Genomic DNA, 14,386 nt, shown 5'->3' with positions numbered 1-14,386 from the left:
TTACACTAACTGCAGAATAGTATAATATGGCAAAAGGAAGATTGTTAATCATAGGAGGGAAGGAAGATAAAAACGGGAACGACTCCGAAATGGAAGAAAAAAACAAGGATTTTTCACCAAATGAAATTTTAAAGCTTCTCACTGCTTCAAAAGATGACAGGATTGAGGTTATTACAATCGCAAGCTCCGAGCCGGAAAGTATTCGGGAGACCTATACCAAAACATTCATTGAAATTGGGTATACTAATTTTGACTTTCTGGATCTCTGCGATGATCAATTGCATACCGATTATCAGTTTAAAAGAGTCTCAGCAGCAAAAACAGTATTTTTTACGGGTGGAGATCAACGCAGGATTTATGAAAAATTAAAAGATTCTGCATTGAAATATTTGCTTAAGGAAAAATACACCAATGAGAAAGATTTTACCATTGCAGGTACCAGTGCCGGCGCCATGTGTATTCCGGAAATCATCATTATGGAAGCCGTAAATGGTGAAGCAATGCTTGAACATGACATCGAACTGAATTCCGGATTGGGCTTTATCAATAACTGCATTATAGATACTCATTTCGTGCATCGCGCCAGGTTCGGGAGGCTTGCACACGCTGTTATCCTTCATCAGCATTGCTGGGGAATTGGTTTAGGTGAAGATACGGCACTGCTTATTGAGGAAGGATATAAAGCAACGTGTCGCGGATCTGGTATGGTTTGGCTGCTAAACGCTGAAAATATTGGACAAACAAATATTGATACGGTGAAAAAAGGATCGCCTATTTATGTTGAAAATCTTAAAGTACATATCTTAACAGACAATTGTATGTTTGATTTTAACGAGAAAATTTTTAAAGGCGCAGAATAAACTTATAGGTACAGGAGAATATGTACCGTAGATCATAATCACACTTGAAAAACAATAAACCCCTGATAATACAGGGGTTTATAATTTGAAAGTATATATTTAAGTGAAAAAGTGTTGCCAGTCAATATTCAAACACTGTGCCGTGAATTATAATTTTAAAGGAAAATTTTCTAAGTTTATTTCATTTTAAATTAAAAATATTTCTAAAATATTGATTCAGTGGAATAAATATTGCTTCGTCCTTTACAATTTTTTTAATGTTAAATAATATTCACAGTAATGTGGTACCTACAACTATAATCGCTAAAACATTACTGTTTTTCGGAATATTGTGAGTATTTTTGATGTTGAACTAAATATAATTAATTATTGATTTTATATTTCTATGATCTTAATTGTTGATGATAACCAGAGCAACCTTTATTCCCTGAAAAAACTGCTGGAATCAAAAGATTTTCAGGTGGATACGGCTGACTCCGGTGAAGTAGCGTTGGGAAAAGCACTGAAGAATGATTATGCATTAATTATTTTAGACGTACAGATGCCCGATATGGATGGTTTTGAAGTGGCCGAAACACTTGCCGGTTATAGCAAAACCAAAGAAGTACCTATTATATTTTTGTCTGCGGTAAATACTGAGAAAAGATTTATTACACGGGGTTACGCTTCAGGAGGTAAAGACTACGTGACAAAACCGGTAGACCCCGAAATTCTTATGCTGAAGGTAAAAACGTTCTACAGTCTTCAGGAACAGAATCTCGCGATGAAGAAAGCGCAGCAAAGCCTGGAGCTTGAAGTAAAAGGCAGAAGGGAATCCCAGGTTACCATGAAGTCACAGATCGATCATTTTCATCTGATGCTGGAATCACTTCCGCAGATCGCTTTTACATTAAATGAAGAAGGAGTCATAGATTTTGTAAATGGCAAGTGGTACGAATATTCCCAATCTGAAAAACAATTTCCCGAGACTCATCCGGATGATTTCAATATCAAAGAAGAATTAAAGCGTTGCAGAAAAAAAGGAACCGCCTTAGAACTTGAAGTCAGAATCAAGAAAATGGAATCCGGTAAGTATCGTTATCATCTTCTTAGGGTAACTCCTGTCTACGACGGAGACTCAATCAAAAACTGGGTGGGAACTTTTACGGATATCGACGATCAGAAGAAAGTAGAAAAGGAAAAAGATGAATTCCTGAGTATTGCCAGCCACGAACTCAAAACTCCTTTAACAAGTATCAAAGCATATGTTCAGCTTCTTGAAAGGAAACTTAAGCTTGATAAGGAAAGTGCCGAAGCAGGTTTCGTGACTAAAGTTCAGGACCAGATCGAAAAACTTAATACCCTCATTACCGATTTGCTTGATGTTTCCAAAATAGAAAACGGTAAGCTTAAAATTAATAAAAAACCAACCAATCTGGAAAGTGTTATCAGTAATGCGATCGATACCATTCTTCAGACTCATGATGAAAATCGTGTGAAAATAAAACGCGACGGCGTGAAGCCCGATATTCTTATTCCGCTTGATGAAATCCGCATTGAGCAGGTCCTCATCAATTTTTTAACGAACGCTATTAAATATTCTCCTAAAAACAATCAGGTAATTGTTACCACTTTTGTAGATGAAGAAGAGCAGGAAGTAAAGGTAAATGTCACCGATTTTGGAATCGGTATTCCGGATTTCAAGCAGGAAGCTGTTTTCAGGAAGTTTTATCGTGTTGAAGAATCTTCCCTCCAGTTTCAGGGGATGGGGATAGGATTATTCATATGCTCTGAAATCATTAAGCAGCATCATGGAAGTATTGGTGTTTCCAGTAAAGTAGATGAAGGATCTACGTTTTATTTCACATTACCATTAAACTAATTTTCAATGCCGAAAAAAATTATAAGAAATCTTCAGTTTGGAGTAGGACTCTCTTTAGTGATACTGATTGCGAGTTCAATTGCCTCTTATGTAAGCATACAAAAACAGATGGAAAATCGGGAAAGCCTTTCAAAAAGCCGGAGATCCATCACTGCCGTTAAAGATGTTTTGATTTCTTTACTGGATGCTGAAACCGGGAGCCGGGGATATCAGCTTACCGGCCGGGAAAATTTCCTCGATCCTTTCAATCGCAGCCTTATTGAATTTCCAAAAGCAATAGAGCGGGCAAAAAACCTTGATATTACCGATGAAAATCAGGTGAAACTTTTACATGAGCTTGAACGAAATGTTAACACGAACATTTCAAATCTGAAACATTTTGTAGACAACAGGAAGAAAGGCATTGTCATGAGCCAGGAGCAGGTTCTTATGAGTAAATCATATATGGACAGATGCCGGAAAATTGTTCAGGAATTTGTACAAACCGAAGAGTCACAGCTCGCTATCAAAAACAAAGACCTTACCAGATCATCCAACACTACGGTTTTATTCATCATCTTTTCTGCCATTGCTGCCATTGTAGTAACCACATTCTTTTATCTGAAATTACGGGCAGACCTTATTCGCAGGGACAAGCTTGAAAGGGCACTTCAAGCTAAAGATATTGAAATCAGCAAAAGAGTAAGTGCAATCCGTGAAATTGCCAACAGGGTTGCCAACGGAGATTATAACCAAAGGGCGACAGATAACTCCCAGGACGATCTTGGAGATCTTGCCGAGTCACTTAATCACATGACCGAATCATTGAAAATTTCTTTCGATAAAATTAATGCCAGCGACTGGCGCCAGAAAGGTCTTGCTTTGCTTAATGAATCTCTTATGGGGAACAAATCGGTACAGGAAGTCTCAGATAATGCCCTGAAACAGATCATTGAATATGGAAAATGCATCAACGGATCAATTTATCTTTATGATGAAGGAATGCTGAAATTGAAAGCTGCTTTCGGACTGGAAAACAATATGAAAAAAGTTTTTGAACCCGGAGAAGGAATGGTAGGACAAACTTTCATTAGCAAAAAAACACAGGTTTATAATAATCTTCATGAAGAAGATTTTGTAGTAACCTTTGCCAGCAGTACCATAAAAATTTACGGAATATTACTACTGCCGGTTTTTGCAGACGGCAACATTATCGGGGTGCTGGAACTGGGATCTACTAATAATTTTGATGAAAGCAGAATTGATTATTTCATTGAATGTACAAGAAATATCGGGGTTGCGCTCAACGCTGCGAAAAGCCGCGAAAAAGAACAGCAGCTTCTGGAAGAAACACAGGCACAGTCCGAAGAATTACAGGTGCAGCATTCGGAACTTGAAAACCTGAATACAGAACTTGAAGCACAAACCCAAAAGTTGCAGGCTTCTGAAGAAGAACTGAAAGTGCAGCAGGAAGAGCTGATGCAGGCCAATGCAGAGCTGGAAGAAAGATCAAGATTGCTGGAAGAAAAAAATCATCTGATTGCAGAACGTAACAGTGAAATTCAGAAAAAAGTAGAAGAATTGGCTTTAAGCACAAAATATAAATCTGAATTTCTTGCAAATATGTCTCACGAATTACGTACACCGCTTAATTCAATTCTGCTTTTATCCCGTTTGATGGCAGAAAATCCGGAAGAAAACCTGAATGAAGATCAGATTGAATCGGCTAAAGTAATTCAAAGCTCAGGAAGCAGCCTTCTGACGCTGATTGATGAGATTCTTGATCTTGCAAAAATAGAATCCGGAAAAATGACACTGGAATATCAGGATGTGGAAATTAATGATATCGTTAAAGATTTAAAGAACCTCTTTAACCCGGTCTTCCAGGAGAAAAAGCTTCAGTTTAACGTGCAGATTGACAGGGAGCTGAACAATACCATTGAAACCGACCGTTTAAGAGTAGATCAGGTATTAAGGAATTTATTGTCAAACGCTCTGAAATTTACCACAGAAGGAAGTATCAATTTAAATATTAAAAAAGACAATAAGAAGAAAGACTTTATTGTTTTCTCTGTAAAAGATACGGGAATAGGTATTGCAGAAGACAAGCAGAAAATTATCTTCGAAGCATTCCAGCAGGCAGATGGTTCCACAAGAAGAAAATTTGGAGGTACAGGTCTCGGTTTGTCCATCAGCAGAGAAATTGCAAGGCTTTTAGGTGGTGAACTCACCCTGGAAAGCAAAGTAAATGAAGGAAGCGAATTCTGTCTTAGTATTCCGGTAAGCGCAATAACTGAATCTGAAATAGCACCAATGGAAACTGATCAGGATCTTGTAGAGATCATCCGAGAAGATGTGGAGGAAATAAAAAACATTCTGGATGACGGAGAAGAAGAGTATTATAACGCCATCAATTCCCTGGAAATTCCGGAAGATGTAGCTGATGACAGAGAGAGTATCCAGGATGGTGACAAAGTAATTCTTATTATTGAAGATGACACCAATTTTGCCAAAGCGCTTTTAAAATATGCCCGGATGCAGAAATATAAAGCTGTTGTAGTGGTAAGGGGAGATCACGGTATTTCTGCGGCATTGAAATATCGTCCGCACGCGATTCTCCTTGATGTTCAGCTACCGGTAAAAGACGGATGGCAGGTAATGGATGAACTGAAGTCCAACCCTGAAACCAGACATATTCCGGTACATATGATGTCTGTGCTGCATGTAAAAAAGGAAAGTCTGATGAAAGGAGCTATTGATTTCATCAACAAGCCGGTTGCATTAGATCAGATGACTGAAGTGTTCAGAAAGATTGAAGAAGTACTCAGCAAATCTCCGCAGAAAGTACTTATTGTTGAAGAAAATGCGAAGCATGCGAGTGCACTTTCGTATTTCTTAAGCAATTTTAATATCTCGTTATCGGTGCAGACGAATGTGGAAGATAGTGTAAAAGCACTTACCGCCAGTCATGTAGATTGTGTAATTTTAGATATCGGATCTTCAAAAGGAGATGAATACCAGATTATTGAATCCATAAAGAGCTATGACGGTCTGGAAAATCTTCCGATTATCATATTTACGGAACGGAATTTGTCTAAGTCAGAAGAACTGAAAATAAAGCAATATGCAGATTCTATCGTTGTAAAAACGGCACACTCTTACCAGAGAATTCTGGACGAAGTAGGATTGTTCCTGCATTTGGTTGAAGAAAAAAATAATTCTCTTGAAACCGTAAGAAGTAAAACACTGGGATCTTTAACTGAAGTATTAAGCGGTAAAAAAATACTGATTACCGATGATGATGTACGAAATATTTTCTCTTTAACAAAAGCACTGGAAAAATATAAAGTGGAAGTAGTTGTGGCAATGGACGGAAAACACGCCTTGCAGCAGATCAAGGAACATCCTGATGTAGATGTTATTCTGATGGATATGATGATGCCGGAAATGGATGGCTACGAAACGATAAAGCAGATTAGAAAAATGCCGATGTATACAAGGTTGCCGATAATTGCCATTACCGCAAAATCAATGATCGGGGAACGTGAAAAATGCATCACTGCCGGTGCTTCGGACTATATTTCGAAACCCGTGGATATTGATCAGTTATTATCCTTACTTAGAGTTTGGTTATATGAAATGTAAACAGCTAAAATTCTGATGAATAAAAAAATTTTGATTGTGGACGATGATCCGCGAAACATATTTGCCCTGAAACTGACCCTGAAATCCAGGGGATATCAGATAGAAAGCTGTACCATGGCTCAGGAAGCTATTAATATTCTTAAAAAAGACAATCAGTTTTCTGCTGTTCTTATGGATATGATGATGCCGGAGATGGACGGTTATGAAGCCACCAGGATCATCAGAAGCACGCCTGCAATCAGTGAAGTGCCGGTGATTGCCGTTACGGCTCAGGCTATGCCGGAAGACCGTCAGAAATGTATTGATGCAGGAGCCAATCATTACATATCAAAACCGATTGATGTGGATCAGTTAATAAATGCCATTGAAAAATTACCATAATGCTGGAACCTAGTATCATAAAAGATGAAGAGGTAGAATACTTGATTAAAGATGTTTATGATATGTATGGCTACGACTTTTCAGAGTATAGCAGGGCGTCTTTTAAACGCAGGGTAAACCGTATCTGTTTAATAGACCGTTTTACCAGTTTTGCCGAACTGCGCTATACCATTCTGAATGATCCGGAATATCTGAAGCGCTTCATTGAAGAAATTACCGTAAACGTTACGGAAATGTTTCGGGATCCGTTATTTTTTAAAGCATTAAGGGAAAAAATATTGCCCCAGCTGGGAACATATCCGCTGATAAGAATCTGGGTGGCAGGATGCTCTACGGGAGAGGAAGCCTATTCAATCGCGATTCTTCTGAAAGAAGCCAATCTTTACCACAAATCCCTTATTTACGGAACAGATCTGAATCCCTCAGTATTGGAAAAGGCAAGATCGGGAGTTTTCCCGCTGCAGCAGATGAAATTATATTCTGAAAATTACATATTATCAGGAGGAAAAAAGGATTTTTCGGATTATTATACAGCGAATTACGACAGTGTAAAATTTGATAAAAGTTTACAGGAAAAATTAATTCTTTCAACTCATAACCTGGTTTCAGACAGCTCTTTTAACAGTTTTCAGCTGATTATATGCAGAAATGTGCTGATTTATTTTGACCGGGGTTTGCAGGAAAGAGTTTTCCGTTTATTTGATAATAGTCTGGAAAATTTAGGTTTTTTAGCATTAGGTGCGAAAGAAACCCTAAGATTTTCTAAATTAGATGAAAATTATCATCAGGTTGACGATCAGAGAATCTGGAAAAAATTAGATCATAATTAATGATATTGAATAACGAAAATATAAAAACAGAATTAGTAATTATAGGAGGTTCCGCAGGAAGCCTCAAGGTTATTCTTGATATGATTAAAAAACTAAATGATGTAATATCTGTTCCTGTTTTGCTGGTGCTTCACCGGAAAGCACATTCTACCAATATTCTTCAGGCATTACTGCAGCAGTTATCGCCGCTGGATGTTGTAGAGATAGATGATAAAACAGAGATTGAAAACAATAAAATATATATTACCCCCGCAGATTATCATGTCCTTTTTGAGGATAAAAAAGTGATGTCGCTGGACAGCTCGGAAAAAATGAACTATTCCCGTCCGTCTATTGATGTAACCTTTAAATCTGCTGCTGAAATTTATGGTGAGCATCTAATCGGTGTACTTTTGTCGGGCGCCAATGCCGATGGTGTGGAAGGTTTATCTTATATCAAAAAAAACAGGGGGAAAGTATGGATTCAGGATCCGGAAACAGCAGAGGTTGATTATATGCCCAGGCATGCCATAGAAGCAGTACCGTATGACAAAATTATAAAACCCGAAAATCTATCCGAATATATCAATCAGTTATAATAAATATAAAAAGTAATCCCTAACAACTAAGTAAGAATATGAACAAAAAGAAAATCCTGATTTTTGATGATGACACTACGATTCTTGAGGTGATCAGCATCATTTTTGAAGAAAATGGTTATCAGGTGGAAATTTCCGAAACTTCGCACGATATTCTGGAAAGAGTGGCGCAATATAAGCCGGACGTTATTCTTATGGATAACTGGATTCCGAAAATCGGCGGGGTGGAAGCTACAAGACTTCTGAAAAATCATGAGGAATTTAAACACATTCCGGTCATTTATGTAACGGCCAATAACGACATCGTGGCTCTCGCCAAACAGGCTCAGGCAGACGATTATGTTGCAAAGCCATTCAATCTTGAAGATCTCGAAGAAAAGGTCGCCAATTTTTTACAGTAAAAAATGACAAGAAATTTACAAGCTATTTACACATAAATAATCCCGGTATTCGTACCGGGATATTCTTTTTATATCATCTGCATATGCTGAGAATCATTTCCGCGCAAAGATTTAATCTTTTCCATAATAAATTCCATACTGCATTTTTCATTATTAATTTCGATAATCAGTGATGTCAAAAACAATTTCAGTCCCGGTCTCGATAATATATTTTTCGTGAAAGTAGGAGCAACAATTGTTTTTTTAGAAACTAAATTTTCCGTTAGAGCATATTCTTTTTCAAGATTTATGTCAAGATCAAATTGTGATTTAACAGATATCGTTAAATATTTTTTAATCATCCTTCTTATTTCAGAGCTTGGTGTCATCTTAAGTATTTTTTAATATCTATAAAATATCCGTGCCATAATCCATAAAAATAAGACATTTGGCAATTTTTTATGATTGTTTAATGAAAGCTTAAAAGACGGATGATGAGCAATAAAGCTTCAACATCCGTGCTCTAAAATAAGGATGAATAATTTACTTACCTCCACCGCCGTTTTTCTCAACATCGGTCTTGGTGTTTTCTTTCACTTTCTGGTTTCCGAAACGTTTTACAAATGAAATGGAAGCACCGTACCAGTCCCATTTTGAAGAACTCCTTACAAATCCCTGCTGGTTGTACGTTGTGGCGTCATAATTCGGTCTCTGGAAAATATTCATCAGCTGAAGGCTGACTTCCATCTGTGTTTTAGGGAATATTTTGGTTGCAGAAATATTATGGAATACATTGGCTCTGTTGGTGGTGGAATTTCCATTATTCTGATTAGAAACTTCTACCCAGGCACTCAGGTTAATATTTTTATTAAAAAGGTTGGTGTAAGACAAATTGGTGGAAGCACTCAGGTAACTGATGTAGGCATTGCTTTTAATACCATTTTTCGCATTAAAATCACTATTGTCGATGTAATACCATCCAAGCCCGAGATTCACGGTAAATTTATTCTTAAAGAAAGTCTGGTTGGTGTTTGCATAAAGATAATATTTGTGAACTTTCCCGGTGAAGTTAGAAGGCTGAGTAATATTAATAGTTTCTTTTTTACCATTCACATCAATTTCTTCTTTAACATAATCCGTCCAGTAATCCTGATCGGTAAACATATACCTTGCAGAGATAAAATATTTTTTCAGGATTCCAAGCTTCATATACAGCCTGTCACTTGGATTGGGATTGAGTTCTATATTCCCGCGGCTGTAAATTCCGTCGGTATTCGGGGTCATAAACGGATTAAATTCTGCGTACCAGGGTCTCCAGATATTTCTGTTGTAAGTTAAACTCAGCTCATATTTATCGGAAAATGTATATTTCAGCAAAATATTAGGAAGAAAACTGCCGTAGCCGTCTTTTCGGTAAGCACTTCCTACATCCTGACGGATCCTGTAATCAATATATTCATAACGAAGCCCGATTCTTGTTTCCAGCTTTTTGAAGAATGTTCTGCTGTAGTTGGCATATAACGATGTAATCTGATCTTCATAATGAAAAACGTCATTTGCACTTAGTCCGCTCAGCATATTTCCGTATAAATTATTGGGGATCATGTTGTTGTTGAAGTTTATTTTACCGCCTACTTCAAAATTCGCACCCTCTTTTCCGATTGGTTGTGTATAATCAATCTTAGCATAATAATTTCTGTTTTCCGTATCTGTGATTACGCCCAGGTCTCTTGTGGATGATCCGTCTGCTACTGAGAAGATATTATTGATAAAATAGCTGTCATCGGATTGCCCATAATAATTGGTTCCCAGATTTACATCCAGAATTTTATTTTTTTCTTTATCATACCATTTGTAGAAGATATTGGTTCCCAAATTACGGTTAAGCCCTTTTGAATTCTGGTTTTGCTCGTAAGAACTTGTGAAATCGTTATTAATGAAATCTTTTCTGTTGGCTTCAGAATTGGAGTTAGAATTGCTTTGGTAGTATTCCAGAATGATACCTACCGTATTTTTATTGTTAATTTCAAATTCCGATGTTGATGAAACCGACGGACTTTTGCTTCTTCCAATAATATAGCTGTCGATCTGGTTGGTAGAATTATCCTGATACCATGTATAAAAGCTCGAATTTCTCTGAACATAAGTATTGTCACTATAGCTTCCGATAAGTGTTTGTGTAAAATTTTTCCTGTGATAATTCAGGTTAAAGTTGGTATACTGGGAATTTTTTGTATTCTGTCTGTTGTTAAGCGTAACACTGCCTTTTAGTCCTTCATCATCCCGTTTTTTAAGAACAATATTGATAACGGTTCCTGTAGCTTCATAACGGGAAGAAGGGCTTGTAATCACTTCTATTTTCATAAGATTGTCCGCCGGAATGGTTTTTAAATATTCCTTAAGCTCTTTTCCTGTAAATACGGATTTCCTGTCATTGATATAAACCGTTACAGATTCTCCCTCCGCCTTTATCGCATCATTATTATCAATACTTACCAGCGGTGTCATTCTCAGAACATCCCATGTTGTATTTCCTGCAAGGATTGAGCTGTTGGCAACATTGAAAACAGTGCGGTCTACTTTAGACTCTACAGTCGGCTTTCTTGCGGTTACCGTTACAGCTTCAATCTCTTTCTCCTGCGTTTTTATCGTGTCCTTTTCTGTTTGTGCAAAGGTAAGTATGCCGGCCAATAGGGCGATAGGTATTAAAATGGTTTTCATTAAAACTAAGTTTTAGATATAAGACACCTTTGTGTGGGTTATTGTTACATCGCTAGAATTAATTCTACCACATATTTTTCATTTATTTTATTTTTTTTAAATTATTTTTATTGATTATTTCTCAGCAAATATCCGTGTGTTTTTTATAAGCAGTTCATTATAGTGCTGTTATGGAAAATAAATAAGAGGGGCAGAAAAAAATATCAGGCAATTATAAATAAAAAAATTATAAATTAAATTTTCTTAATAATGCTGAAATAAAATGAAACAGCCGCGAATTACCGGCAATGTTTTTTTTGAAAGTGAATTTTTCAGTTTTTGCTAAATATAAATTATCCTTAAAAATATCTATTTTTGCTGAAATTGAATGCCATGAAGAATGCGATCAGCTGGATTCTCGTTTTATTTATTCTTGTATCAGTCTTAAACAATTGCCTGAATACTTCCGTAAAAAAGGAAATCAGGGAAAAGGCTGCTTTTATGGATAAACTGAGAAATTTGTATTCTTCCGGTGATCCTTCCAAATGGCCTAAACCTGTTCTTGATCCCGAATCTATCTCAACCTTCTCTGAAATAGGACATTTACCGGAAAATTCTTTTCCGTCTGATAATCAATATTCTTCCGAAAAAGAATTGTTGGGAAAAACACTTTTCTTTGATCCGCGTCTTTCAAAATCGGAACAGATAGCCTGTGCATCGTGTCATGATCCTGAGTTGGGATGGTGCAACAACAGAACTTTTTCTTTTGGCCACGACCGCCAGCTTGGAGTGCGAAATGCCATGAGTATCATCAATACAGCATATGCTAAAAATCCTTTCTGGGACGGCCGTGTCAATTCCCTGGAAGAACAGTCACAAAAACCCATTGAAGACCAACGGGAAATGAGCGGGCATATGGATATGGCAGCCGGTAAGATTGCTGCTATAAAAGGTTATCAGGTTTTATTCGAAAAAGCATTTGGCGATAAATCCGTTACTAAAGAACGTATTTCAAAAGCGATTGCAACCTTTGAGAGAACGGTTAGAAGTTCCGCCAGTAAATTTGATTATTTTATTGACGGCAAAGCTGATGTGTATACCGATGACGAATTAATGGGACTTCATCTTTTCAGAACAAAAGCTCAGTGTATCAATTGCCATAATTCAGGATATTTTTCCAACAATACATTTGAAAATATCGGGACATCGTTACTAGGGGAGCAGGGAGAGGATCTGGGAAGATATCTTGTAACAAAAAATGTAGATGATGCCGGAAGGTTCAGGGTTCCCGGATTAAGAGAAGTTTCCCGTACGGGACCTTATTTTCACAACGGATCTATGGCTACTTTACAGGAAGTAATAGCGTTTTATAGCAGAGGAAATCCCGAGTATTCCCAAAAACGGACTACCATTCATGAAGGCATTACTTTAAAATCGGAAAAATCCGGAATGGTACGAATGCTTGAACTGTCTGATAGAGAAATTGCCCAGCTTGAAGCTTTTCTGAAAACCTTGTCTTCTAAAGCAGAAAGAATTACAATCCCTGAATTACCAAAATAAAAAAGCAGTTATACAAAAAATGTAAAACTGCCTCCCCTAAGATTAATTTACTAATTGTAATTTTTAACTATATTATATTTGTTCTTTCTAAAAAAGAGAGCACTCCAGAAAAGGAGCGTCTCTCACATAAAATATTCCCTTTACTTTTTATTGAAACCATTCAGCGGAGTACGCTTAATGAGTTATTGTCTTTAGTAAAAATAGGGATAAAGAATAATATATTATACAATTGGAATTTATTAAGCAAAAAATACTTTTTTTAATGAATATTAAAGAATAAAATTCTTTATATTTGGTCCTGTATCAATATTTAAAGAATATTATTCTATGGACAATCTGGACGACAAAGATTTACAGCTGCTAAGATTACTGCAAAACGATTCAAAACTGACGGTGAAAGAACTTGCAAAAGAAGTAAACCTCTCACCATCACCTGTCTTCGAGCGGGTTAAAAGATTGGAGCAGGAAGGATATATTAAAAAATATGCCGCTATTCTGGATGCCGAAAAATTGAATCTTGGTTTCACGGTATACTGTCAGCTAAAGCTAAAGAGCAACGACAGCTATCTCGCCGTGGAATTTGAACGGGAAATCCTTGAAATTGAAGAGGTAGCAGAATGTTACAGTATTTCCGGTGATTTTGATTTTCTTCTGAAAGTGTATGTACGGGATATGAAGCAGTATCAAAACTTTGTTTTCAATATATTGGGAGCAGTTCCTTCCATCGGAAGTACACACAGTACTTTTGTCATGGCCCAGGTAAAGAACACCCATGGACTGACAATTTAAACAGTTATAATAACATTCGTCATTTAAAAATCAGATATACAACATAAGAGATTCCAGGAACCTGAAATCTCTTAATCAAATCATATAAAAAGTAATTCTATCTCTAATAATAAATTTTTCTGTTTTCTATTTTCACGAGGTTGCTGTTGTGCATTTTCTTGATGGTTCTTATTACTGTTTCCACACGGAGACCTGTAAGATTTGCAAGCTGCTGTCTCGTAAGCGGAACTTCGTATGAGTACTGGTTTTTATTGTTGTTCCCCTTAAGACAATCCATTACTGTTTTTATTTTCGATATTGGATCCGAAGAAGAAATATTAAAAAGCATAATATATTTATTGTATAAAATATCTGCAAGACACCGGAACATTTTTGAAGAAACTTCAGGATTATTCTTCAGAAGATTGATAAAATCATTTTTAGGAAGTTTAAGAATCTTGCATTCGGTTTTAGCCGTTGCGTTGGTAGGATACAATTTGTCGTCAAACAAAAAAGATTCTCCTAAACTCTGGCCCTGTCTTAAAATATTCTGAGTAAATTCCTTGCCGTCCTCATGATAGTTATTAAGCTCTACAATACCGCTGGAAATCTGAAAATAAAATTTAGGCATATTTCCTTCATAAAAGATCGTTTCACCGGGTTCATAATTTTCATAAAATGCCCCATATTTTAGTAATAAATCTTCACTAATTATCATATATTAAATTTTATCGTCCAACAATGAATTTTAGTTGAATTACTTTTAAATAAAATCAAATAATAAACCATGTGGTAGGGATATTATTAAAAAAAAATACCACATTTATACGATTTCTATAATATT

General features: G+C 36.5%; 12 protein-coding genes. 9 read left to right on the top strand and 3 right to left on the bottom strand.

Annotated elements, in window-relative coordinates; genetic code table 11:
- Positions 1-26 precede the first annotated feature (26 nt).
- The 7 genes from ODE14_RS04875 (at position 27) to ODE14_RS04845 (ending at position 8,535) form a co-directional block, all read left to right on the top strand.
- Positions 27-860, top strand: a complete 834-nt coding sequence (locus tag ODE14_RS04875) for a cyanophycinase (RefSeq protein WP_263603176.1) — start codon at positions 27-29, stop codon at positions 858-860.
- A 385-nt stretch (positions 861-1,245) separates the two neighbouring features.
- Positions 1,246-2,721, top strand: coding sequence for an ATP-binding protein (locus tag ODE14_RS04870; protein ID WP_248393273.1), 1,476 nt, complete (start codon positions 1,246-1,248; stop codon positions 2,719-2,721).
- Positions 2,722-2,727: 6 nt separating this feature from the next.
- Positions 2,728-6,345, top strand: a complete 3,618-nt coding sequence (locus ODE14_RS04865; protein ID WP_263603175.1) for a response regulator — start codon at positions 2,728-2,730, stop codon at positions 6,343-6,345.
- A 15-nt stretch (positions 6,346-6,360) separates the two neighbouring features.
- A complete protein-coding gene (locus tag ODE14_RS04860; protein WP_263603174.1) occupies positions 6,361-6,726 on the top strand; it encodes a response regulator in 366 nt (121 codons plus the stop codon).
- Positions 6,726-7,556: a CheR family methyltransferase gene (locus ODE14_RS04855; protein ID WP_263603173.1), complete on the top strand. Its 831-nt coding sequence runs from the start codon at positions 6,726-6,728 to the stop codon at positions 7,554-7,556. Before ODE14_RS04860 ends, ODE14_RS04855 begins: the two co-directional genes overlap by 1 nt.
- Positions 7,556-8,134 (top strand): chemotaxis protein CheB, encoded by a 579-nt coding sequence (locus ODE14_RS04850; protein ID WP_248393278.1) that lies wholly within the window; start codon positions 7,556-7,558, stop codon positions 8,132-8,134. Before ODE14_RS04855 ends, ODE14_RS04850 begins: the two co-directional genes overlap by 1 nt.
- 38 nt (positions 8,135-8,172) lie before the next feature.
- Entirely contained in the window at positions 8,173-8,535 is a 363-nt protein-coding gene (locus ODE14_RS04845; protein ID WP_072882970.1) for a response regulator, read from the top strand.
- Positions 8,536-8,603: 68 nt separating this feature from the next.
- On the opposite strand, the gene ODE14_RS04840 is transcribed toward ODE14_RS04845, so the two are convergent.
- Positions 8,604-8,903 (bottom strand): hypothetical protein, encoded by a 300-nt coding sequence (locus ODE14_RS04840; protein ID WP_263603172.1) that lies wholly within the window; start codon positions 8,901-8,903, stop codon positions 8,604-8,606.
- 154 nt (positions 8,904-9,057) lie between these two features.
- Positions 9,058-11,235 (bottom strand): outer membrane beta-barrel protein, encoded by a 2,178-nt coding sequence (locus ODE14_RS04835; RefSeq protein WP_263603171.1) that lies wholly within the window; start codon positions 11,233-11,235, stop codon positions 9,058-9,060.
- Positions 11,236-11,607: 372 nt separating this feature from the next.
- On the opposite strand from ODE14_RS04835, the gene ODE14_RS04830 reads away from it, so the two are divergent.
- Entirely contained in the window at positions 11,608-12,774 is a 1,167-nt protein-coding gene (locus tag ODE14_RS04830) for a cytochrome-c peroxidase (RefSeq protein WP_263603170.1), read from the top strand.
- Positions 12,775-13,101: 327 nt separating this feature from the next.
- Positions 13,102-13,563: an Lrp/AsnC family transcriptional regulator gene (locus tag ODE14_RS04825; RefSeq protein WP_248393285.1), complete on the top strand. Its 462-nt coding sequence runs from the start codon at positions 13,102-13,104 to the stop codon at positions 13,561-13,563.
- Between the two features lie 103 nt (positions 13,564-13,666).
- Here the strand turns inward: ODE14_RS04825 and ODE14_RS04820 are convergent, their stop codons facing one another.
- Complete coding sequence (locus ODE14_RS04820; protein WP_263603169.1) at positions 13,667-14,260, bottom strand: Crp/Fnr family transcriptional regulator; 594 nt, start codon at positions 14,258-14,260, stop codon at positions 13,667-13,669.
- Positions 14,261-14,386 lie beyond the last annotated feature (126 nt).

Origin of the sequence: Chryseobacterium sp. PET-29 (genome assembly GCF_025736815.1) — a bacterium.
Lineage (GTDB): Bacteria > Bacteroidota > Bacteroidia > Flavobacteriales > Weeksellaceae > Chryseobacterium > Chryseobacterium nepalense.
This window is presented reverse-complemented; position numbering and strand designations above follow the sequence as displayed.

Bases quoted from the DNA above. Each gene is read 5' to 3' on its own strand.
- ODE14_RS04825 (WP_248393285.1), top strand. From the start codon at position 13,102: ATGGACAATCTGGACGACAAAGATTTACAGCTGCTAAGATTACTGCAA.
- ODE14_RS04860 (WP_263603174.1), top strand. From the start codon at position 6,361: ATGAATAAAAAAATTTTGATTGTGGACGATGATCCGCGAAACATATTT.
- ODE14_RS04870 (WP_248393273.1), top strand. From the start codon at position 1,246: ATGATCTTAATTGTTGATGATAACCAGAGCAACCTTTATTCCCTGAAA.
- ODE14_RS04830 (WP_263603170.1), top strand. From the start codon at position 11,608: ATGAAGAATGCGATCAGCTGGATTCTCGTTTTATTTATTCTTGTATCA.
- ODE14_RS04865 (WP_263603175.1), top strand. From the start codon at position 2,728: ATGCCGAAAAAAATTATAAGAAATCTTCAGTTTGGAGTAGGACTCTCT.
- ODE14_RS04820 (WP_263603169.1), bottom strand. From the start codon at position 14,260: ATGATAATTAGTGAAGATTTATTACTAAAATATGGGGCATTTTATGAA.
- ODE14_RS04845 (WP_072882970.1), top strand. From the start codon at position 8,173: ATGAACAAAAAGAAAATCCTGATTTTTGATGATGACACTACGATTCTT.
- ODE14_RS04840 (WP_263603172.1), bottom strand. From the start codon at position 8,903: ATGACACCAAGCTCTGAAATAAGAAGGATGATTAAAAAATATTTAACG.
- ODE14_RS04850 (WP_248393278.1), top strand. From the start codon at position 7,556: ATGATATTGAATAACGAAAATATAAAAACAGAATTAGTAATTATAGGA.
- ODE14_RS04855 (WP_263603173.1), top strand. From the start codon at position 6,726: ATGCTGGAACCTAGTATCATAAAAGATGAAGAGGTAGAATACTTGATT.
- ODE14_RS04835 (WP_263603171.1), bottom strand. From the start codon at position 11,235: ATGAAAACCATTTTAATACCTATCGCCCTATTGGCCGGCATACTTACC.
- ODE14_RS04875 (WP_263603176.1), top strand. From the start codon at position 27: ATGGCAAAAGGAAGATTGTTAATCATAGGAGGGAAGGAAGATAAAAAC.